Annotated in this window: 17 protein-coding genes; 11 read left to right on the forward strand and 6 right to left on the reverse strand. The window is 66.6% G+C overall.

The window, feature by feature from the left end:
* The first annotated feature begins 58 nt into the window (after positions 1 to 58).
* Positions 59 to 6,286, forward strand: a complete 6,228-nt coding sequence (locus tag PMI15_RS05670; protein ID WP_007864992.1) for an Hpt domain-containing protein — start codon at positions 59 to 61, stop codon at positions 6,284 to 6,286.
* Between the two features lie 42 nt (positions 6,287 to 6,328).
* Here PMI15_RS05670 and PMI15_RS05675 read toward each other — a convergent pair whose 3' ends face one another.
* Positions 6,329 to 7,801, reverse strand: coding sequence for a deoxyribodipyrimidine photo-lyase (locus PMI15_RS05675; protein WP_036837665.1), 1,473 nt, complete (start codon positions 7,799 to 7,801; stop codon positions 6,329 to 6,331).
* Positions 7,802 to 7,866: 65 nt separating this feature from the next.
* On the opposite strand from PMI15_RS05675, the gene PMI15_RS05680 reads away from it, so the two are divergent.
* The 6 genes from PMI15_RS05680 to PMI15_RS05705 all read left to right on the forward strand — a co-directional run bounded on the left by PMI15_RS05680 (position 7,867) and on the right by PMI15_RS05705 (position 12,492).
* A complete protein-coding gene (locus PMI15_RS05680) occupies positions 7,867 to 8,454 on the forward strand; it encodes a YqgE/AlgH family protein (protein WP_007864998.1) in 588 nt (195 codons plus the stop codon).
* A complete protein-coding gene (gene ruvX / locus PMI15_RS05685; protein ID WP_007865000.1) occupies positions 8,451 to 8,882 on the forward strand; it encodes a Holliday junction resolvase RuvX in 432 nt (143 codons plus the stop codon). Before PMI15_RS05680 ends, ruvX begins: the two co-directional genes overlap by 4 nt.
* Positions 8,879 to 9,391 (forward strand): bifunctional pyr operon transcriptional regulator/uracil phosphoribosyltransferase PyrR, encoded by a 513-nt coding sequence (pyrR, locus tag PMI15_RS05690; RefSeq protein WP_007865001.1) that lies wholly within the window; start codon positions 8,879 to 8,881, stop codon positions 9,389 to 9,391. Before ruvX ends, pyrR begins: the two co-directional genes overlap by 4 nt.
* A 69-nt stretch (positions 9,392 to 9,460) precedes the next feature.
* On the forward strand, positions 9,461 to 10,423 hold the full coding sequence (locus tag PMI15_RS05695) for an aspartate carbamoyltransferase catalytic subunit (protein ID WP_007865003.1): 963 nt from the start codon (positions 9,461 to 9,463) through the stop codon (positions 10,421 to 10,423).
* Positions 10,424 to 10,437: 14 nt separating this feature from the next.
* On the forward strand, positions 10,438 to 11,736 hold the full coding sequence (locus PMI15_RS05700) for a dihydroorotase (protein ID WP_007865005.1): 1,299 nt from the start codon (positions 10,438 to 10,440) through the stop codon (positions 11,734 to 11,736).
* 15 nt (positions 11,737 to 11,751) lie between these two features.
* Positions 11,752 to 12,492 (forward strand): 1-acyl-sn-glycerol-3-phosphate acyltransferase, encoded by a 741-nt coding sequence (locus PMI15_RS05705; protein WP_007865007.1) that lies wholly within the window; start codon positions 11,752 to 11,754, stop codon positions 12,490 to 12,492.
* 14 nt (positions 12,493 to 12,506) lie between these two features.
* Here the strand turns inward: PMI15_RS05705 and PMI15_RS05710 are convergent, their stop codons facing one another.
* Positions 12,507 to 13,580, reverse strand: coding sequence for an ABC transporter ATP-binding protein (locus tag PMI15_RS05710; RefSeq protein WP_007865009.1), 1,074 nt, complete (start codon positions 13,578 to 13,580; stop codon positions 12,507 to 12,509).
* Between the two features lie 109 nt (positions 13,581 to 13,689).
* Here PMI15_RS05710 and PMI15_RS05715 point away from each other — a divergent pair, with 109 nt between their 5' ends.
* Entirely contained in the window at positions 13,690 to 15,309 is a 1,620-nt protein-coding gene (locus PMI15_RS05715) for an iron ABC transporter permease (RefSeq protein WP_007865012.1), read from the forward strand.
* On the opposite strand, the gene PMI15_RS05720 is transcribed toward PMI15_RS05715, so the two are convergent.
* Positions 15,310 to 15,708 carry a 4-oxalocrotonate tautomerase family protein gene (locus PMI15_RS05720; protein ID WP_007865016.1) on the reverse strand — a complete coding sequence of 133 codons (399 nt, stop codon included), beginning with the start codon at positions 15,706 to 15,708 and terminating at the stop codon, positions 15,310 to 15,312.
* A gap of 80 nt (positions 15,709 to 15,788) precedes the next feature.
* Positions 15,789 to 16,205, reverse strand: coding sequence for a MarR family winged helix-turn-helix transcriptional regulator (locus PMI15_RS05725; protein WP_007865019.1), 417 nt, complete (start codon positions 16,203 to 16,205; stop codon positions 15,789 to 15,791).
* A 223-nt stretch (positions 16,206 to 16,428) separates the two neighbouring features.
* Here PMI15_RS05725 and PMI15_RS05730 point away from each other — a divergent pair, with 223 nt between their 5' ends.
* The 3 genes from PMI15_RS05730 to PMI15_RS05740 all read left to right on the forward strand — a co-directional run bounded on the left by PMI15_RS05730 (position 16,429) and on the right by PMI15_RS05740 (position 18,913).
* Positions 16,429 to 16,650, forward strand: a complete 222-nt coding sequence (locus PMI15_RS05730) for a CsbD family protein (protein WP_007865022.1) — start codon at positions 16,429 to 16,431, stop codon at positions 16,648 to 16,650.
* A gap of 59 nt (positions 16,651 to 16,709) precedes the next feature.
* A complete protein-coding gene (locus PMI15_RS05735) occupies positions 16,710 to 17,282 on the forward strand; it encodes a hypothetical protein (RefSeq protein ID WP_007865025.1) in 573 nt (190 codons plus the stop codon).
* A gap of 236 nt (positions 17,283 to 17,518) precedes the next feature.
* Positions 17,519 to 18,913: an MFS transporter gene (locus tag PMI15_RS05740; RefSeq protein ID WP_007865028.1), complete on the forward strand. Its 1,395-nt coding sequence runs from the start codon at positions 17,519 to 17,521 to the stop codon at positions 18,911 to 18,913.
* On the opposite strand, the gene PMI15_RS05745 is transcribed toward PMI15_RS05740, so the two are convergent.
* Entirely contained in the window at positions 18,910 to 19,860 is a 951-nt protein-coding gene (locus tag PMI15_RS05745) for an ABC transporter ATP-binding protein (protein WP_007865031.1), read from the reverse strand. The two genes, PMI15_RS05740 and PMI15_RS05745, sit on opposite strands and share 4 nt — an antisense overlap.
* A complete protein-coding gene (locus PMI15_RS05750; RefSeq protein WP_007865034.1) occupies positions 19,857 to 20,498 on the reverse strand; it encodes an ABC transporter permease in 642 nt (213 codons plus the stop codon). The genes PMI15_RS05745 and PMI15_RS05750 overlap by 4 nt, the downstream gene beginning before the upstream one ends.
* Between the last annotated feature and the right edge of the window lies 1 nt (position 20,499).

Here is a 20,499-nt window from a genome sequence, read left to right on the forward strand (position 1 = left end):
TCGTGCGCTGACCGCCGCCTTAGCCTCTGACACTGATTCCAGAACCGGCCCGCTATTTATGCAATCCAACGTCCCGAACTCAACCGCTGCCGAGCTCGATCTTGCCGTCAACGACCTAGGCCCTCTCGCATGGGTGCTTGACGAACTTCGCAAGTCGCTCGATGGCGCTGCCAAGGCGCTCAAGCGTTTCGTGCGGGATGCCGAAGCCGCTCGCGGCTCCGACCTCGCGGCCGTGGATGCCAGCCAGTTGCGGATTGCCCGCCAGCAACTGCACCAGGCGGTGGGCGCGCTCGAGATGGTCGGCCTGGCCGGCCCCGCGCTGGTGCTGCGCGCGATGGAAGCGGCGGTGCAGAAGTTCGTGCAGCAGCCCGAGCAATGCAGCCAGGAAGCCGCCGGCAAGATTGAACGGGCCAGCTTTGCCCTGACCGAATACCTCGAGGGTGTGCTGGCCGACAAGCCGATCTCGGCGGTGTCCCTGTTCCCCCAATACCGCGACGTGCAGGAGTTGCTGCGTGCCGACCGCATCCATCCCGCGGACCTGTGGTCTTTCGAATGGCGCTGGCTGGAGCCCGAACTGACGGGCACCAGCGAGCCGCGCAACTACGACGACAGCGCGCGCGCCGTGCTGGACCAGTCGGTGCTGCAGATCATGAAGGGCAAGGCGCCGCAAGCCGCCAAAAGCCTCAAGGAACTCAGCCTCGGATTCGCGGCCCGGCAGGCCGACCGCCAGCCCCGCATTTTCTGGAAGGTAGCCGCGGCTTACTTTGAAGCGGTCGCCAACGATCTGCTCGGCTCGGACCTGTACGTCAAGCGCGCCGCTTCCCGTGTCCTGATGCAGTACGCCTCGCTGGCCAAAGGCGACACCTCCGTTTCCGAGCGCCTGGCGCAGGACCTGCTGTTTTTCTGCTCGCAGGCGGTCTCCGCGCGTGCCAGCGACACGCCGGTGCTGTCGGCCGTGCGCTCCGCCTACGGCCTGAACCGCTTCAAGCCTGTCGACTACGAACTTATCCAGTTCGGGCGCTTCGACCCGGCCCTGCTGGCCCAGGCGCGCAAGCGCATCACCTCGGCCAAGGAAACCTGGTCGGCGCTGTCCGCCGGCGACGCCAACAAATTCAAATCGGTCAGCGACCAGTTCAGCCTGGTGACCGATTCCCTGCTCAAGCTCCATCCGCCCAGTGAGCCACTGGCGCAAGCCCTGAGCCGGGCCGTCGAAACTGTGGTGCGCTCGGGCCAGGCCCCCGGCATTGAACTGGCCATGGAAGTGGCCACTTCGGTGCTGTACCTGGAAGCCGCGTTTGACGACCTGGACCCCAACGATCCGCAACTGGCGGTGCGCACGGCCAATCTCGCGGAACGCCTGGAGGGCGTGCGGGCAGGCGGGCAACCCCAGCCGCTGGAAGGCTGGATGGAAGAGCTGTACCGCCGCGTCAGCGACAAGCAGACCATGGGCAGCGTGGTCGGTGAATTGCGCGTCTCCCTCGGCGAACTCGAAAAATCGCTGGACGTGTTTTTCCGCAATCCGCAGGACAAGGTGACGCTGCAGGCGGTTCCCGGGCAGCTGTCACAGATGCGCGGCGTGCTGTCCGTGCTGGGCCTGGATCAGGCCTCGCACGCGGTGCTGCGCATGCGCGACAGCGTCGAGCAGATGTTGGTCACAGAAATCGACGAACAGCAGGCGCGCGCCGCGGGTACGTTTGAACACCTGGGCAACAACCTGGGCGCCCTGAGCTTTCTGATCGACATGCTGAACTACCAGCCCGCGCTGGCGAAGAAGCTGTTTGTCTACGACGACCAGAAGGGCGAGCTCCGGCCGCTCATGGGGCGTGTGCAGAATGCGGCAAGCGCTGCTTCGGCCGTCACCGTCGGCGGCGACATGCTGTCCCAGGAAGTCATCGCCGTGGTGCAGGATGCCGGCCAGGGCGAAGCCGACGCAAGCCTCACCATCAAGCTCGACGCGCTGGCGACCCATGCGGCGCTGGCCGAACAGCCCGCCCTGGCGCAAACCGCCCGCGAGGCCGCCGTGGCCGTGTCCACGAGTGATACCGATGCCGCCGCCACCGCGCTCACGACGCTGGCGTTCACCGTGGCGCCGGCACCGGCCGCGCCTGAACCCGCGGCCGAATCCGACGACTTTGAAGAAGACGACCTGCGCGACATCTTCCTGGAGGAAGCGCGCGAGGTGATAGGCAACGGCCGGGAAGCCCTGGCCGCGCTGGCCACCGACCCGGCCGACGTTTCGCAGCTCACCGTGCTGCGGCGCGCTTTCCACACCCTCAAGGGCAGCTCGCGCATGGTGGGGCTCAACGAGTTCGGCGAAGCCGCCTGGTCGCTGGAGCAGATGCTCAACACCTGGCTGGCCGACCAGAAGGCCACCACCGACGAATTCAGGGCCCTTTCCACCGAAGCCATGGGCGGCTTCGCCGACTGGATCGCCGACATCGCCGCCAACAAGGACGGCGCCTGGTCAGCATCGGTCTTCCGCGCCAGCGCTGATGCCATGCGTACCGAAGGCCGCTACAGCCCCCTGGTGCTGGGCGCCAAGGCGGCTGTGGCCGCGCCCGCCGCCGCCCCACCAGCCGCTGTCGCCGATACGGCTCCCGCCGCGGAGCCTGCCGCCACCGAGGCCTTCTCCCTGCCCGACTTCGAACTGGACGCCGGTGCGCCCGAAGCCGCAAGCGCGGCGCCCGCCGAGGCGACGGCACCTCTCACCGATCTGGATTTTGACCTGGTGTTTGGCGACGCCGCCCCGGCCAAGCCCGCCGAACCTGCGGCCGAGATTGCGGGCATTGATTTCGACAGCCTGTCGGCGATTTCCGGTGATGCCGGTGTGCCGGCGCAGCCCGTTGCGGCAGCCGATGCCGCGACGGTGATCGAGCTGGACAGCGCGGAAGCCATAGAGCTGTCCGACGCCGATTTTGACAAGCACTTCCATGCCGAAGCGGCCGAGCCCGTCAAAGCCGATCTGGCCGACGACCTGAACTTCGACTTCTCGGCTACGCCGCCGCAGGCCGCCGCGGTGAGCGAACCCGCTCCCGGCCAGCCGCAGGTCGAGGCGCTTGATGCCCTGGACCGCGTCGAGGCCACCGACAGCGCGATGTCGGTCGACGGCGATGAACAGGTCAAGGTCATAGGCACTTTGCGCATCAGCATCCCGCTCTACAACGTCTACCTCAACGAGGCCGACGAATGGTCGCGCCGGCTGGTCACGGAAGTGGCCGAATGGTCGCTGGAGCGCAACCAGCCGGTCAGCGATTCCACCGTGGCCTTGGCGCATTCCCTGGCCGGCAGCTCCGCCACGGTCGGGTTCGACGCCTTGTCCGAAATGGCCCGCGCGCTGGAACAGGCCTTGCAGCAATCCCGCGCGCATCACCGCAATGGCGCCGCCAAGTACGGCCAGGTGTTTGTGGATGCGGCGGAAGACATACGCCGGCTGCTGCATCAGTTTGCCGCCGGCTTCCTCAAGGAGCCGGATGCCGGTGTTCTTGATCGCCTCAAGCAGCTCGATTTCTCCGACTCGGTCCTGCCGCCAGGCACCGACTTCTCTGAGTACGATTTCGAGTCCGAGTCCGTCCTGCCCCAGGAGCCGGCCGTGGAGCCCGAGCCCGTGCCGGAACCTGAGCCCGAGCCGGTGGTGATGCAAGTCGTTGAGGAAGCGCCGCTTATCGAGGTGCCAGCACCTGCTCCCGCACCGACACCGGCACCAGCGCCCGTGCAGGCCGCGCCCGTGCCGCCGCCCGTCGGGTTTGCCGCGCCTCCCGTGGCCGTCGCACCTCCGGTGCGCTTGGCCACGCCGGCGCCCGCGACCCAGGGTTTCGAGGACGAAGAGGACGAGGAAATCGACGCCGTCGATGCCATCGACCCCGACCTGTTCCCGATTTTTGAGGAAGAAGGCGCTGAACTCATGCCCCAGCTGGGCGGCGCGCTGCGGCAGTGGTCCGCTCGGCCCGACAACCAGGGCGCGCGCATGGAGGTGCTGCGCGCACTCCACACGCTCAAGGGCAGCGCCCGGCTCGCCGGCGCCCTGCGCCTCGGTGAAATGGCGCACCGGATTGAATCCGAAATCGAGTTCCTCGGCTCCGACGCCGCGGCCTCGGCGGAGTTCGACGCCCTGATCAACCGTTTTGACGCGATGGAAGCCGCGTTCGAAGCGCTGCGCAACGCCGATGCGGCCGCCGCCGCCGCCCCCGTGCAGCTGGCTCCCCTTGCCGCTGCGCAGCCCGAGCCCGTCTCCGCGCCGGTGCAAGCCGCCACGGGGCCCGATGCCCCCGAAGCCGCTGCGCAAAGCCCCGCGCCGGCGACTGCCGCCGCTGGCGGCTCCCGCAAGCTCTCCGTGCCAGCGCCTCAGGCCATGGCCATGCAGCCCTTGCGGCAAGCGGCCAACGCCTCGATACGCGTGCGCTCCCAGCTGCTGGACCGCATGGTCAACCAGGCCGGTGAGGTCATGATCACGCGTTCGCGCCTGGAAGCCGAACTCAGCCAGCTGCGCGGCTCCCTGAACGACATGAGCGGTAACTTGAACCGCTTGCGCCAGCAGCTACGCGACATCGAACTGCAGGCCGAAACCCAGATGCAGTCGCGCCTGGCACAGGCCAAAGAGGCCCAGGCCGGGTTCGACCCGCTCGAGTTCGACCGTTTCACGCGTGTGCAGGAGCTGACGCGCATGATGGCCGAATCCGTGAACGACGTGGCGACCGTGCAGCGCACCTTGCAGCGCACGGTGGAAGCCACCGAGGACGACCTGATCGCCCAGGCCCGCCAGACCCGCGAGTTGCAGCGCGACCTGCTGCGCACGCGCATGGTGGAGTTTGAAGGCATCTCCGAACGCCTCTACCGCGTGGTGCGCCAGGCCTCCAAGGAAACCGGCAAGCAGGTGAAGCTGGACCTGCTGGGCGGCACCATCGAGATGGACCGCGGCATGCTGGACCGCATGACCCCTGCCTTCGAACACCTGCTGCGCAACTGCGTGGCCCACGGCATTGAAAGCACCGAGGTTCGCACCAATGCCGGCAAGGACCCGGTCGGCGTGATCACCGTCCACTTGCGCCAGGAAGGCAATGACGTGTCGGTCGACTTCAGCGATGACGGCGCCGGCCTGGACCTGCGCCGCATCCGCGAAAAAGCCGTCAGCCTCGGCATGATCGCGCCGGATCAGGCCATTGAAGACAGCGACGCCGCCAACCTGATTTTTATGCCCGGTTTCTCCACCGCGGCCCAGGTGACCGAACTGGCCGGCCGCGGCATCGGCATGGACGTGGTCCGCTCCGAGGTCAACTCGCTGGGCGGTCGGATTGAAACCTCCACTGTGGCGGGCAAAGGCACCCACTTCAAGCTGGTGCTGCCGCTGACCACGGCCGTGACGCAGGTGGTGATGATCCGCGCCGGCAACCTCTCGGTGGGCGTGCCCGCCAACGTGGTGGAAACCGTGCGCCGCGCCTCCGCCAAGGAGCTGCAGCAGGCCTACAACACCGGCACGCTGGAGATTGCCGGCGAAACCATGCCTTTCTTCTGGTCGGGCGCCTTGCTGCAGGCATCGCAGCACAGCGGCGAAGTCCAGGGCAAGACCACGCCTGTCGTGGTTTTCCGAAGCGCCGCGCAGCGTATTGCCCTGCACGTCGATGAAGTTCTGGGCAACCAGGAAGTTGTGGTGAAGAATCTCGGGCCGCAGCTGTCGCGCCTGCCCGGCCTGGCCGGCATGTCCGTGCTGGCTTCCGGCGCGGTGGTGCTGATCTACAACCCGGTGGCACTGGCTTCGGTGTACGGCCAGCAGGCCCGCGCCTGGAGCACCGACCGCGCCGAGCCGCATATGCTCGAAGGATCGGGTGCCACGGCGGCAAGCACCGCCACGGGCACCGGTGCCGGCGGCGTCGCGAAAGCACCGGCCGCCATGCCTGCCGCACCGCAGATTCCGCTGATTCTTGTGGTCGACGACTCCATCACGGTCCGCCGCGTCACGCAGCGCCTGCTGCAGCGTGAAGGCTACCGCGTTACCCTGGCGGCCGACGGCCTGCAAGCGCTGGAACGCCTGCAGGAAGAACGGCCGGCGGTGGTGCTGTCGGACATTGAAATGCCGCGCATGGACGGCTTCGACCTGGCGCGCAACATCCGCGGCGACGTGCGCCTGAACAACCTGCCCATCATCATGATCACTTCGCGCATTGCTGAAAAGCATCGCGAACACGCCAAGGAACTCGGCGTCGACCACTACCTGGGCAAGCCGTTCTCGGAAGAAGAGCTGATGAGCCTGGTGCGGCACTACTGCGCCGCCGAAACGGCAATCTCCGCCTGACCTTGCAGCCGCTCTCCGCGCGGGAGCGGCGTGAACAGGTTCTTAGGCTTTTTTCACCACCGCATAGCGCTGCAGCGTCAGCGCCCGAGCCTCGTCGTGCTGCACGATGGGCCACGGGTAGTCCTTCCCCATCACCACGCCAGCGGCCGCCAGTTCCAGCGGTTTGGCCAGCCAGGGGCTGTGGATGGCCGCAGCGGGCAGCTTGGCCAGCGCCGGCACGTAACGGCGGATAAAGCTGCCGTCGGCATCGAACTTCTCGCTCTGGCTGACCGGATTGAAGATCCGGAAATAGGGCTGCGCGTCGCAGCCTGTGCTGGCCGCCCACTGCCAGCCGCCGTTGTTGGCCGAGAGATCGAAATCATTGAGTTTTTCAGCGAAGTAGCGTTCGCCCCGGCGCCAGTCGATTCCCAGGTCCTTCACGAGGAAACTCGCCGTCACCATGCGCAGGCGATTGTGCATATAACCGGTCTGGTTGATCTGTGCCATTGCGGCGTCGACCAGCGGGTAGCCGGTTCGGCCCTCGCACCAGGCCAGGAACAGTGTGTCGGCACCGGCACCGCTTTCCCAGCGGATCGCGTCGTATTCGGTCTTGAACGCGCCGTGCACCGCATGCGGGAAGTTGCTGAGGATCTGCGCATAAAAATCTCGCCAGATCAATTCACTGAGCCAGGTCGCGGCGCCTTCGCTGTCACGGTGTTCAGGGCCCAGTGCCGCGGCTGCCAGGCGTCGGATCGACACCGTGCCAAAGCGCAGGTGCACGCCCAGGTAGCTGGGACCCTTGATCGCCGGAAAGTCGCGCGCCGCCTTATAGTTCGCCACGCGGCCTTTGAACTCCTCAAAAAGCCCTTCCCCGCCTTCGCTGCCGGTCGGTATCTTGAGTGCCGAGAGATTGGTTTTTTCAAAACCGAGCTCGGCCAACGAGGGGATGGCGCGCTTTCTATCGGGGACAGCCGCCAGCGCCGCGCCGTAGCGCTCCACCGGGTAAGGCTTGAGGTAAAAATCGTCCACCTTCCTGAGCCAGGCGTTCTTGTAGGGCGTGAACACGGTGTAGGGCTTGCCCGCCAGCGTCAAGACTTCCTGGCGCTCAAAGATGACATGGTCCTTGAAGCTGTGAAAGGCCACGCCCCGGCTTTCCAGCGCGGCCTGCACGGCGGCGTCGCGTGCCAGGGACTGGGGTTCGTCATCATGGTTGGCAAAAACCGCATCGACCGCCCATTCGGCGGCCAGCCGCGGCACGGCCTCGGCGGCGTGCCCATGCACCACGATGAGGCCTGCATCGGGATTGCCGTGTGCCGCGCCCAGCCGCTGCAGCTGGCCGTCCAGGCTCAGCACAGAGCCGTGTATGAACTCCACGCGGCGGTCGGCGCGGGGCAGGGCGTCCAGGATGTCCCGGTCAAACACAAAAACGCAAAACACCTGCTTACAAGCTTTCAGCGCGTGGTGCAGCGCGGCGTTGTCCTGGGCCCGCAGGTCGCGCCTGAACCACATCAGGCCGGCGCGGTATTTCTTTTGCATGCTGAGATGGTAGCGAAAGCGCCCCAAGCCCACGCCGCGGCCTTCCATGCGCGTAAAATCCGCGTATGGCCACGGATTCCGCATCGATCAACCTCACGCACCACTTCCTCATCGCCATGCCGGGGATGGACGACGAAGCGTTTGCCAAGAGCGTGGTTTACATGTGCGAACACAGCGACCGCGGCGCGCTGGGACTGGTCATCAACAAGCCCAGCGACATCAACCTCAAAAACCTGTTCGACAAGGTCGAGCTGCCGCTGCGCCGCGACGACCTCACGCAGGCCCCGGTATTCCAGGGTGGCCCGGTCCAGACCGAGCGCGGTTTTGTGCTCCACGAATCCATGATGCCCGGCAATGAATCGGTCTATGCCTCGACCATGACGATTCCCGGCGGCCTTGAAATGACCACCTCCAAGGACGTGCTGGAAGCGCTGTCCACGGGCGCCGGCCCGCGCCGGGTGTTTGTCTCGCTCGGTTATTCGGCCTGGGGCGAAGGCCAGCTCGAATCGGAAATCTCCGACAACAGCTGGCTCACCGTCGCCGCCGACGTCGGCGTGATCTTCGACACACCGGTCGAGCAGCGCTACGACAAGGCGCTGATGCTGCTGGGCTTGCAGAGCTGGATGCTCTCTCCCGAGGCCGGTCACGCATGAGCCTGGCGGCCATGCCTTCCCGGGCCGCAAAGGCCTCCCCCAATCTTCACACCTTTCTGGCTTTCGACTTCGGTCTCAAGCGCACCGGCGTGGCCACCGGCAATGTGCTCACGCGCACCGCGTCGCCGCAGGCCACCATCGCGGCCGAGGGCGGCGACGCCCGCCTCAAGGCCGTCGAGGCGCGCATCAAGGAGTGGCAGCCCGACGCGCTGGTGGTCGGCATTCCCTTTCATCCCGATGGGGCCAGCCACGAAAATACCGTGCGCGCGCAGAAATTTGCCCGCCAGCTTCGCGGCCGCTTCGGCCTGCAGGTTTTCGAGGTCGATGAACGCTACAGCACCACCGAGGCCCTGGCCGGCGGCGCGCATGACGCCGACGCGGCTTCGGCCTGCATCATCCTCGAGCAATTTTTAAGGAGTCTTCCATGAGCAGCCTGACATTGGACGCTGAGGCGCTGTACAGCGACCTGTTGCGCGGCATGCGCCAGCAGCTGGCATCCTATCCCCAGCCGCCCATGCTGGTCGGCGTGGCCTCGGGCGGCGCCTGGCTGGCGCAGCGCCTGCAAAAAGACCTGGGCCTGGCCGGCGAGGCCGGCATCCTGTCGTCCTCCATGCACCGCGACGATTTTTCGCAGCGCGGCCTGGCCTCCAGCGGGCAGACCCTGCTGCCGTTTGACGTCAACGGCGCCCACCTGATCGTGGTCGACGACGTGCTCTACACGGGCCGAACCATACGCGCGGTGCTCAACGAGCTGTTCGACTACGGCCGGCCGGCCAGCGTCAAGCTGGTGGTGCTGGTGGACCGCGGCGGGCGCGAACTGCCGGTGCAGCCCGACCTCGCGGTGGCGCGGGTGGCCCTGCCGGCCTCGCAGTCGCTGGAACTGGCGCGCGCCGAGGACGGCAAGTTCAGCTTCCAGGTGCAGGACCACCAGGCCTAGCCCCAAGCCCGAAGATCGAAGATCCAAGAACAAAACGAGACCCATAAGAGAACAAGAGGAGTCCACACCGTGCTGTACCGACGAAACCCACAACTCAACAAGAACGGCGAGCTGATCCACCTGCTGTCCATCGAAGGCCTGCCCAAGGCCACGCTGACGCAAATCCTCGACACGGCCGCCAACTTCGTCAGCGTCAACAACCGCGAGGTCAAAAAGGTTCCGCTGCTGCGCGGCAAGAGCGTCTTCAACCTGTTCTTCGAAAACTCCACGCGCACCCGCACCACCTTTGAAATCGCCGCCACGCGGCTGTCGGCCGACGTCATCAACCTGGACATCGCGCGGTCCTCGGCCTCCAAGGGCGAGTCGCTGCTGGACACCATCGCCAACCTGAGCGCCATGGCGGCCGACCTCTTCGTGGTGCGCCACAGCGAATCGGGCGCGCCCTACCTGATCGCCCAGCACGTGGCCCCGCATGTGCACGTGATCAACGCCGGCGACGGCCGCCACGCGCATCCCACGCAGGGCCTGCTGGACATGTACACCATCAGGCACTACAAAAAAGACTTCAGCAAGCTCACGGTCGCCATCGTCGGCGACGTGCTGCACTCGCGCGTGGCGCGCTCCGACATCCACGCGCTGACCACGCTGGGCTGCCCCGAGGTGCGCGTGGTCGGCCCCAAGACCCTGGTGCCGGCCGATATGGCGCAGATGGGCGTGCGCGTCTGCAACACGCTCGAAGAAGGCATCAAGGGTGCCGACGTGATCATCATGCTGCGCTTGCAGAACGAACGCATGTCGGGCGCGCTGCTGCCCAGCAGCCAGGAGTTTTTCAAGAGCTTCGGCCTGACCCCCGAGAAACTGCAGCTGGCCAAGCCCGATGCCATCGTGATGCACCCCGGGCCCATCAACCGCGGCGTGGAAATCGACTCGGCCGTGGTCGACGGCACGCAGAGCGTGATCCTGCCGCAAGTGACTTTCGGCATCGCGGTCCGCATGGCGGTCATGGGCATAGTCGCCGGAAACGAAGCCTGAGCGGAGAAAAAAGAATGAAGATACTCATCAAGAACGGCCGCGTCATCGACCCGGGCTCGAACTTCGACGAAACCTGCGACGTGGCGATTGCCGCGGGCCGCATCGTCTCGCTTAAAAGCACGCCCGCCGATTTCGCACCCAACAAGACGATTGACGCCACGGGCTGCATCGTGGCGCCCGGCCTGGTTGATCTTTCGGCCCGGCTGCGCGAGCCCGGCCATGAGCATGAGGGCATGCTCGAAAGCGAACTGGCCGCGGCCGTGGCCGGCGGGGTGACCAGCCTGGTCTGCCCACCCGACACCGACCCGGTGCTCGACGAGCCCGGCCTGGTGGAGATGCTCAAGTTCCGCGCTGAAAAGCTGCACCAGTCGCGCGTGTTCCCGCTGGGCGCGCTGACGCGGGCACTCAAGGGCGAGACGCTGACCGAGATGGTCGAACTGACCGAGGCCGGCTGCGTGGGCTTCAGCCAGGCCGAGGTGCCGCTGGCCAACACCCAGGTCATGATGCGCGCGCTGCAGTACGCCGCCACCTTCGGCTACACCGTCTGGCTGCGGCCGCAGGAGCTCTACCTGGGCCAGGGAGTGGCCGCCAGCGGCGCGCTGGCCACGCGCCTGGGCCTGAGCGGCGTGTCCGTCGCCGCCGAGACGATTGCGCTGCACACGATTTTTGAACTGATGCGTGCCACCGGCGCGCGCGTGCACCTGTGCCGCATCAGCAGCGCCGCGGGCGTGGCGCTGGTCGCCAAGGCCAAGGCCGAAGGCCTGGCCGTGAGCTGCGACGTCAGCATCAACAGCCTGCACCTGACCGACGTGGATATCGGCTACTTCGACAGCCGCATGCGCCTGGACCCGCCGCTGCGCCAGCAGCGCGACCGAGATGCGATACGTCAGGGCCTGGCCGACGGCACCGTAGACGCGCTGGTGTCCGACCACACGCCGGTCGACGAAGACGCCAAGACCCTGCCCTTTGCCGAGGCCGAACCCGGTGCCACCGGGCTGGAGCTGCTGCTGGGCCTGGCCTGCAAGTGGGGCGCCGACAGCCAGGCCGGCCTGGTCCGCGCGCTGGCCGTGCTGACCAGCGAGCCCGCGCGCGTGCTGGGCGACGCGCTGGGCACGCTGCAGGGCAGCTCGGGCCGTCTCGTCAAGGGTGGCGTGGCCGATATCTGCGTGTTCGACCCAAAGGGCGAATGGACGGTGGAGCCGGCCACGCTGCGCAGCCAGGGCAAACATACACCGTTTAGCGGCCACCAGATGCCCGTGCGCGTGCGTTGGACAGTGGTGGGCGGGCAGCTCGCCTTTGAAGCCTCGCACTGAGGCGCGCGCAAGCCCATGAGATGGCTCCGTTTCTGCTGGACGCTGCTGCGCGCCACTGTGCACGCGGTGCAAGGCTTCTGGACGATCAAGACCGTGTTCCCCAAGCTGGAGCAGGCCGACCGGGAAGCGCGTGTGCAGGTGTGGGCCGGGGCCATGCTGCGCATCGTCGGCATCGAGCTGGTGGTCAAGGGCAAGCCGCCCGCCGGCGGCCCGGTGCTGCTGGTGGCCAACCATATTTCGTGGCTGGACATCCTGGTGATGCATGCCTCGCGCCACTGCCGGTTTGTCTCCAAGGCGGACGTGCGCGGCTGGCCCTTTGTGCGCACCCTGTCCGACGGCGCCGGCTCCCTGTACATCGAGCGCGAGTCGCGCCGGGATGCGCACCGGGTGGTCACGCAAATGGCCGAACGCCTGCAGGCTGGTGACATCCTTGCGGTGTTTCCCGAAGGCACGACGGGTGACGGCATCACGCTCAAGCACTTTCACGCCAACCTGATCCAGGCTGCCATAGAAGCCTCGGTGCCTGTGCAGCCGCTCGCGCTGAAATTCATCGACGCGGCCAGCGGCGCCGTCAGTTTTGCACCCAGCTATGTGGACGACGAAACCCTGGCCGGCTCGATCTGGCGCACGCTCACGGCGCCGCCGCTCAAGGCGGTGGTGGTCTTTGGCGAGCCGCAGCCGCCGCAGGGTCAGACCCGGCGCGCCTGGGCGCAGACGCTGCGCGAAGATATCGAAAGCCTGCGCCAGCAGGCTTGAGGCACAGGTTTGGCCTAGGAGCCGGTTTCGCGCGGGAAAGTCACCACGTGGTCGACCTCGGCGCGTATGCCTATCCATTCACCGATCGCGTGGTTGTGGTGTGAAGGCACATGCGCCATCACCGTCTCGCCCGTCTGCAGCTGGAGGGTGTACAAAAATTCCGAGCCGCGAAAGGCCTTGCGCAGGATCTGCGCCTTGACCGGCGCGTTGTCGTCATGCACGATGTCGTCGGCCCGCAGCAGCACGTCGCACAGGCCGTCGGCATAGGCGCCCGGCAGGGGGCATTCCAGCATGTCCGTGAGGTCGCCGAGCGCGGTGTGCACCACCACGTCCTCGCCGCGCTGCTCGATGTGGGCTTGCGCGAATACGCCGTGGCCTATGAAGTCGGCCACAAAGCGGGTGGCGGGGCGGTGGTACAGCGCATAAGCGTCATCCCACTGGTGCAGGCTGCCCTGATGCATCACGCCGATGCGGTCGCCGATCGCGAAGGCCTCGAGCTGGTCGTGCGTGACAAACAGCGCCGTCGCCCCGGCGGCCTTCAGGATGCCGCGCACCTCGTGCGCCAGGCGCTCGCGCAGGTCCACGTCCAGGTTGGAAAAAGGCTCGTCCAGCAGCAGCAAACGCGGCTGCGGCGCCAGGGCCCGCGCCAGCGCCACACGCTGCTGCTGGCCGCCTGAAAGTTCATGCGGGAAACGCTTGTGCACATTGCCCAGGCCGACAAGCTCCAACACCTCGCCGGCGCGCTGCTGCCGCTGGGCGGCGGGCAGGTGGGTGAGGCCGAAAGCCACGTTGTGGGCCGCGTCGAGATGCGGAAACAGGGCGTAATCCTGGAACACCATGCCGATGCGGCGCGATTCGGCCGGTACATGGACACCAGCGCTGCTGACGAGCTGCCGGGCCAGCGTGATGCTGCCGGCATTGGCATGCTCCAGGCCCGCGACGGCCCTCAGCAGCGTGGTTTTGCCGCAGCCCGAGGGGCCGATCAGGACGCCGATCTCTCCCGCCTGGAGGCTGAAGGACACGCCGTCGACCGCGGGTTTTGAACGGCCGGCATAGTGCACGCCCAGCTGGGAGATATCCAGAAACATGGGCTCGATTGTAGATGCTTACAATTCTCATTTGCAGTGACCGCTGCAACACCATGGCGCGCGCAGCGAGGGGAGGCCTCTTTCTGCAGAGGCCTTTTTACGGGTTCACATGTTGCGCCGCCTGATTTCCACTGTTCCTTCCGTCGTGCTCTTTCTGTTGGTGGCCTTGCTCACGCTGCCGGTCGTGGCCGTAGGGCTCTCCTGGCTGCAGTTCGATGCCCAGGCGCAGTCCATCCTGGTCCAGATGCTGCAGACGGTGCTGCCCGACTACACCGTCACCTCCCTGCTGCTGTGCCTCAGCGTGGCTTTCGGCGTCGCGGTGGTGGGCATGGCGACGGCCAGCGCGGTGACGCTGTTCGAGTTTCCGGGGCGCCGGGTGTTTGAATGGGCGCTGCTGCTGCCGCTGGCCATGCCGGCCTATGTGCTGGCCTATGCCTACACCGACTTCCTCCAGTACGCCGGCCCGCTGCAGAGCTGGTTGCGCGCGTCATTCGGCCTGCAGGGCCGGCTGTTGCCCGAAGTGCGCAGCCTGGGCGGTGCGGTGCTGGTGTTCACCGTGGCGCTCTACCCCTACGTCTATCTGCTGGCGCGCACGGCCTTGTCGGAGCGCGCCGTGCACCTGATGGAAGCGGCCCGGCTGCTGGGCGCGCCGCTGTCGCGCCGCATACGCGGTGTGGCCTTGCCGCTGGCGCGCCCGGCCGTGGCCGCCGGCGTGGCGCTGGCGCTCATGGAAACGCTGGCCGACTTCGGTGTCTCCAGCTATTTCGGCATACAGACCTTTACCGCCGGTATTTACAAGGCCTGGCTGTCCATGGACAACCGCATCGCCGCCGCGCAGCTGGCCACGGTGCTGCTGTTTTTTGTCGCACTGCTGCTGTGGGTGGAGCACGGCGCGCAAAAACGCATGCGCTTTGCCACCGGCCGCGGCGCGCGCGCCGGCGCACAGGACGCGGCGCCGGTACAGCTGCGGGGGGCTCGTGCCCTGTCGGCCTGGCTGGTGTGCGCCGTGCCGATCGCGCTGGGTTTCGTGCTGCCCGTGCTCTTCATGCTGCGCCCGCTCATCCTGGGTTGGGACAATCTCTTGTGGGACAAGTTCTTCGGCTGGGCCCTCAACAGCGTCTGGCTCGCGGGCCTGAGCGCGTTGCTGGCCACGGCCCTGGCGTTCGGCCTGGCCTTTGCGGTGCGCCGCAAGCCGCATGTGCTCACGCGTGCGGCGCTGCAACTGGCCAGCCTTGGTTATGCGGTGCCCGGCGCGGTCATCGTGGTCGGCCTGCTGCTGCCCGTGGGCTGGCTGCAGGCGGCCGCGCCGCAAACCGCCGTGGGCTACTGGGTCACGGCCACCGTGCTGGGGATTGTCTGGGCCTACCTGGTGCGTTTCAGCGCCGTGGCACTGCAGAGCCTGCAAAGCGGTTATTCACGCATTCCCGCGAGCTTTGACGACAGCGCGCGCATGCTGGGAACGCCCGGCCTGGGCATACTCGCGCGCGTGCACTGGCCGCTGCTCAAGCGCTCGGTCGCGGCGGCCGGCCTGCTGGTGTTTGTCGACGTCATGAAGGAGCTGCCCGCCACGCTGGTGCTGCGGCCCTTTAACAGCGACACCCTGGCCGTCGTCACGTACCAGCTTGCGCGCGACGAGCGGCTCGGCGAAGCCGCCTTGCCCGCGCTGGCCCTGGTGCTGGTGGGCCTGCTGCCCGTCGCGCTGCTGAGCCGCACGCTGCGTTCCAAGTGATCAGACTTTGGCCTTGATGTAGCGGTATTCCTGCGTCAGGCCGCCAAAGCCGTAGGCCTCCGCGCGCACGTCGTGCACGTAGATGTAGCTTTCCTCGTGCACATTGCCCAGCAGCTTGCTGAAGGCGGCAAAGGCCTCGGCCACGTACTGCGCCTTCTCGTCCTTGGTGTTGGTGCCGTCCACCACCTTGATGTCGAAATAAAAACTGTTCTTGCCCTGGCTGGCCAGCGTGCTGCCGCCCACGATCCAGTGCTCGGGCGACACGAAGTCGATCGCGATGGCGGTGAGTTCGCGCTTCTTGCGCAGGATGCGCGTGGTCAGCTCCAGCAGGGTTTCGGCGATGGCGTTCGTCAGTTGGGGGCTGGCGGGCTGGCTGACTTTGACGTTGAGGATGGGCATGTGACTTCTCCGGTGGGTTAAAGGTAATTAGTTAGCTACGCAACTATATGGGCAAAAAAAAGGAAACATGAAGGAATGGCTTATTTGAGCGCGGAAGACACGCTCCTGACGCGGGCTACGGTTTCATCGAAGTTCTCCTTTCCGATCTGTTGCTGGATGCGGCGCGTCACCTCGCCGCTGGCCTTGTTGATGCCGGCATGCAGGGCCTCGGCCTGCGCCGTGGGAAACACCGCCCAGTGCCGGCCGTCGGATTCCAGGCTCCTGCGCTCCACCAGCCCCAGCGCCTGCAGGCCGTCGAGCAGGCGCGTGGCCGTGGGGCGCGAGATCGTCAGTTCGTCGGCGATCTCGTGCTGCGGCATGCCGGGCTGCTTGAGTACCAGGCGCAGCATGAAACCCTGGGAGGGTGTGACGCCGAAAGGCTTGAAGGCCAGCGTCCACTCCTTGTCGACCAGGCGGGCCAGCGCGGTGGTATTGAAATAAAGGCAGTGGTCAAACATGGAAGGCATCGTAGCAGAAATTAATTAGCTATGCAACTACATAACAAGCCCAGGGCCGCAAGGGTGCCGCAACAGGGCTGTAAGCATGAACCTACGCCCATCGAATACGCGGGCCTACGGCGGCCGCGCGGGATAGCTCCTAAGGTGAATCCATGCCGCCCGTTGCCTGCAAGCGTGCTTGCGGACCCCGGGTGAATTCGTCAACCCTTTCGAGGAGAAAGCCATGAACCAGGAACGCATGCAAGGCAATTGGCGCCAGTTCAAGGGCAAGGTCAAGGAGCAGTGGGGCAAGCTGACCGATGACGACCTTGAGGTGATCGCCGGCAAGCGCGAACAGCTGCTCGGCAAGATTCAGGAGCGCCATGGCATCAGCAAGGAGGAAGCCGAAAGACAGGTTGCCGTGTGGAAAAACCGCAACCCGACGGATTTCTTCGAGCGCTACTGAGCCGCCTTGCTCTTACCCGAAACCACCATAACGATCCACACCATCCCAAGGAGTTACCCATGAAGACCAGACTGTTGATGCTGACCGCCGTGATGTCCTGCGCTTTCGCCGGCAACGTCATGGCGCTGACCAAGGAAGAGTACAAGGCCCAGGAAGACCGCATCTCGGCCGACTACAAGGCCAGCCGCGACAAATGCGGCACGCTGAAGGACAACGCCAAGGACATCTGCATTTCGGAAGCCAAGGGCGTTGAGAAGGTCGCCAAGGCCGAACTCGAAGCGCAGTACAAGCCCAGCCCGCGCAACACCGAAAAAGTCGCCTTCGCCAAGGCCGATGCCGCTTACGACACGGCCAAGGAAAAATGCGACGACCAGAAGGGCAACGCCAAGGACGTCTGCATCAAGGACGCCAAGGCCACCCATGTGAAGGCCAAGGAAGACGCCAAGGTGGTGAAGACCTCGGCCGACACCAGCAAGGACAAGAGCGAAAAAATGGCCGATACCCGCAAGGAGGCCAACTCCGAAAAACGCGATGCGGAGTACAAGGCCGCCAAGGAGCGTTGCGACGCGCTGACTGGCGCGGCCAAGGACGGCTGCCAGAATGACGCCAAGGCCAAGTACGGCATGAAGTAATGCGGGGCCGCGCCAGCGGCACTCGCGGGCGCACTCGCCCACAGGCAAATCCCGGCCCTGCTTGCAGGCCGGGATTTGTCGCATCTGGCGTGCCTTTGCTACCCGGCCTGCGGCTTTCCCAAGCAAGGCGCTGGGACAAGGGCGCCGCCCCCGGCCCGCTTGGGGCCGCGCTCCTAGAATAGACGCTTCGCGGCGGCCGAGTTTCCCTTGCCGCCCGCCCTCTACCAAAGGCCTCAATGCTTGTTCAGGATGGTTTGCCCGCGGGCCAGCGATTGCCTGCGCTGCTGGTCATCATTCTCGGCATCGTCATGGCGGTGCTCGACGGCACCATCGTCAACCTGGCGCTGCCCGACATCACGCGCGAGCTCAACGCCACGCCCGCGCAATCCATCTGGGTCATCAACGCCTACCAGGTCGCCACGCTGGCTTTGCTGTTGCCCCTGGCCACGCTGGGCGACATCGTCGGCTACCGCCGCGTCTACCTGGTGGGCCTGTCGGTGTTCACGCTGGCCTCGGCCGCCTGCGCCATGGCCGACTCGCTGACCACGCTGGCGCTGGCCCGCGTGCTGCAGGGCCTGGGCGCGGCCGGCCTCATGAGCGTGAACACGGCGCTGGTGCGACTCATCTACCCCAAGCATCTGCTGGGCCGCGGCATCGCGATCAACTCGCTGGTGGTGGCCACGGCCTCGGTGGCCGGGCCCTCGATCGCGGCGGGCATTCTTTCGGTGGCTTCCTGGCCCTGGCTGTTCGCGCTCAACGTGCCTTTCGGCTTGCTGTCGCTGTGGCTGGGCCGCAAAGCCCTGCCCGACAACCCGTCCAGGGCCGAGGGCTTGCGCCTCGCCCCGCTCGACGTGCTGCTCAACGCGCTGATGTTCGGCCTGGTGTTCCTCGGCGTCGACGGCCTGGGCGTGCGCGCCGAGGCCGTGCCGGGCGGCGCGCCCGCCGCTTCGCTGTGGCTGCCGCTGGCCGAACTGGCCGCCGGCATTGTGGTCGGCGTGATCTATGTGCGGCGCCAGCTGGCCCAGCCGTTGCCGTTGTTCCCGCTGGATTTGCTGCGCATTCCCGTGTTCGCACTGTCCATGGGCACATCGATTGGCGCTTTCTGCGCGCAGACCCTGGCCTATGTGAGCCTGCCTTTCCTGCTGCTGGGCAACTACGGCTTCAGCCACCTGCAGGCCGGCCTGCTGCTGACGGCCTGGCCGCTGGCCATTGTGGTGGCGTCGCCGGTGGTGGGGCGGCTCATAGGGCGCTATTCGGGTGGCCTGCTGGGCAGCATAGGCATGGCCTTGCTGGCACTGGGCCTGGCCCTGCTGGCGGTGCTGCCGCCGCATCCATCGCAGCTTGACATCGTCTGGCGCATGGCGCTGTGCGGCGTGGGCTACGCCCTGTTCCAGTCACCCAACAACCACACTATCATCACCTCGGCGCCGCCGCACCGCAGCGGCGGCGCCAGCGGCATGCTGGGCACGGCGCGCCTGACCGGCCAGACCCTGGGCGCGGTGCTGCTGGCGATGATTTTTGCGATGTTCGACCCGCAGGGCGGCCATGGCTCCTTTGTGGCGCTGTGGCTGGCGGCCGGCTTCGCGGCCCTGGCCGGCGTCTGCAGCGGCCTCAGGATGCGCCAGGCTTAAGTGCGCGCGACCGCGGCAGCCTGCTGAATGCTTTGCAGCGTGACGCGCCCCAGGGGCTGGCCCTGTTCGTCCACAATCGCGGCCTCGTTCGCGCCCGCGTCCAGCATGGCCGACAGGGCATCGCGCAGCGGCGTTGCGGCCGGCAGGCGCGGCGCGCCGGCGGCGGGCGTGCCGCTTTCCACATAGGGGCCGGCCGTCAGCAGGGCCAGCCGCTTGAGCGATCGGTCGCCGCCCACAAAGGCCTCGACAAAAGCATCGGCCGGATGCGAAAGGATGCGCTCCGGCGTGTCGTACTGCACCACCTTGCCGCTGCGCAGGATGGCGATGCGCGAGCCCATGCGAATGGCCTCGTCGATGTCATGCGTGACAAACACAATGGTCTTTCCGAGCTCGCGCAGTATGCGCAAAAACTCGTCCTGCAGGCGCGCCCGCGTGATCGGGTCTATGGCGCCGAAGGGCTCGTCCATCAGCATCACCGGCGGGTCCGCCGCCAGCGCCCGCGCCACGCCCACGCGCTGCTTCTGCCCGCCCGAGAGCTCGCGCGGAAAGCGGTTGCGGTAGACAGACGGGTCCATGTGTACCAGCGCCAGCAGCTCGTCCACACGCTTTGCGATGCGGGCCGAATCCCAGCCCAGCATCCTGGGCACGGTGGCCACGTTTTCGGCCAAAGTCATGTGCGGGAACAGGCCCACCTGCTGGATCACATAGCCTATGGAGCGGCGCAGTTCCACCGCGTCTATCTTGGTGACGTCGCGCCCGCCCACCTCGATGCGGCCCGAGTCGGGCTCAACCATGCGGTTGATCATGCGCATGGTGGTGGTCTTGCCGCAGCCCGAGGGGCCAATCAGCACGCAGATTTCGCCGGTATTGACGGTCAGCGACAGCCCGTCGACGGCCGACTGGGCGCTGCCGCCGAAGGACTTGGTGAGGCGGTCCAGTGTGATCATGCGCGAAGCCCTTGCGGAGTCATGCGGCGCTGCAACGCGCCAAAAAGAAAATCGGTGCCCAGCGCCAGCAGCGCCACCGGGATGGCACCCACCAGCAGCTGCGGAACGGCCATCATGGCGATGCCGGCGGTGATGAAGTCGCCCAGCCCGCCGCCGCCAATAAAGGCGGCCAGCACGGCGCCCGAAATGATCTGCACCGCCGCCGTACGCAGGCCGGCGAAGATCACCGGCATGGCCATGGGCAGCTCGACCCGCCACAGCAGGGCGGTGCGTGTCATGCCCATGCCAATGGCTGCGTCAACCGCGTCGGCATCCACGCCGCGCATGCCGACGATGGTGTGCGTCACGATGGGCGGCAGCGCGATCAGCGTGAGGGCGAAGAGAGCGGGCGCAAAGCCGGTTCCCAGTACCGGCATCACCAGTGCCAGCACGGCGAGCGAGGGCAGGGTGCGCCCGACGTTGGCGGCGTTGACGACAGCCAGCGACAAGCCGTGTCTGCGCGCCACTGCAATGCCGGCCGGGATGCAGACCAGCGCGGCGATCAGCAGCGCCGAGGCCGACAGCGCGATGTGCACCCCCAGCGCGCGGTAAAACTGCGCGGGGTGCGACAGGACATAGTTCCAGGCGTCGGCAAGCATC

It is taken from the genome of Polaromonas sp. CF318, assembly GCF_000282655.1.
In the GTDB taxonomy this organism is placed as follows: domain Bacteria; phylum Pseudomonadota; class Gammaproteobacteria; order Burkholderiales; family Burkholderiaceae_C; genus Polaromonas.

Coding starts and splice junctions, on each gene's coding strand:
- PMI15_RS05745 (WP_007865031.1), bottom strand. CDS start 19,860: ATGATCACACTGGACCGCCTCACCAAGTCCTTCGGCGGCAGCGCCCAG.
- PMI15_RS05750 (WP_007865034.1), bottom strand. CDS start 20,498: ATGCTTGCCGACGCCTGGAACTATGTCCTGTCGCACCCCGCGCAGTTT.
- pyrR (WP_007865001.1), top strand. CDS start 8,879: ATGAGCAGCCTGACATTGGACGCTGAGGCGCTGTACAGCGACCTGTTG.
- PMI15_RS05730 (WP_007865022.1), top strand. CDS start 16,429: ATGAACCAGGAACGCATGCAAGGCAATTGGCGCCAGTTCAAGGGCAAG.
- PMI15_RS05740 (WP_007865028.1), top strand. CDS start 17,519: ATGCTTGTTCAGGATGGTTTGCCCGCGGGCCAGCGATTGCCTGCGCTG.
- PMI15_RS05670 (WP_007864992.1), top strand. CDS start 59: ATGCAATCCAACGTCCCGAACTCAACCGCTGCCGAGCTCGATCTTGCC.
- PMI15_RS05705 (WP_007865007.1), top strand. CDS start 11,752: ATGAGATGGCTCCGTTTCTGCTGGACGCTGCTGCGCGCCACTGTGCAC.
- PMI15_RS05720 (WP_007865016.1), bottom strand. CDS start 15,708: ATGCCCATCCTCAACGTCAAAGTCAGCCAGCCCGCCAGCCCCCAACTG.
- PMI15_RS05735 (WP_007865025.1), top strand. CDS start 16,710: ATGAAGACCAGACTGTTGATGCTGACCGCCGTGATGTCCTGCGCTTTC.
- PMI15_RS05700 (WP_007865005.1), top strand. CDS start 10,438: ATGAAGATACTCATCAAGAACGGCCGCGTCATCGACCCGGGCTCGAAC.
- PMI15_RS05710 (WP_007865009.1), bottom strand. CDS start 13,580: ATGTTTCTGGATATCTCCCAGCTGGGCGTGCACTATGCCGGCCGTTCA.
- PMI15_RS05725 (WP_007865019.1), bottom strand. CDS start 16,205: ATGTTTGACCACTGCCTTTATTTCAATACCACCGCGCTGGCCCGCCTG.
- ruvX (WP_007865000.1), top strand. CDS start 8,451: ATGAGCCTGGCGGCCATGCCTTCCCGGGCCGCAAAGGCCTCCCCCAAT.
- PMI15_RS05715 (WP_007865012.1), top strand. CDS start 13,690: ATGTTGCGCCGCCTGATTTCCACTGTTCCTTCCGTCGTGCTCTTTCTG.
- PMI15_RS05680 (WP_007864998.1), top strand. CDS start 7,867: ATGGCCACGGATTCCGCATCGATCAACCTCACGCACCACTTCCTCATC.
- PMI15_RS05675 (WP_036837665.1), bottom strand. CDS start 7,801: ATGCAAAAGAAATACCGCGCCGGCCTGATGTGGTTCAGGCGCGACCTG.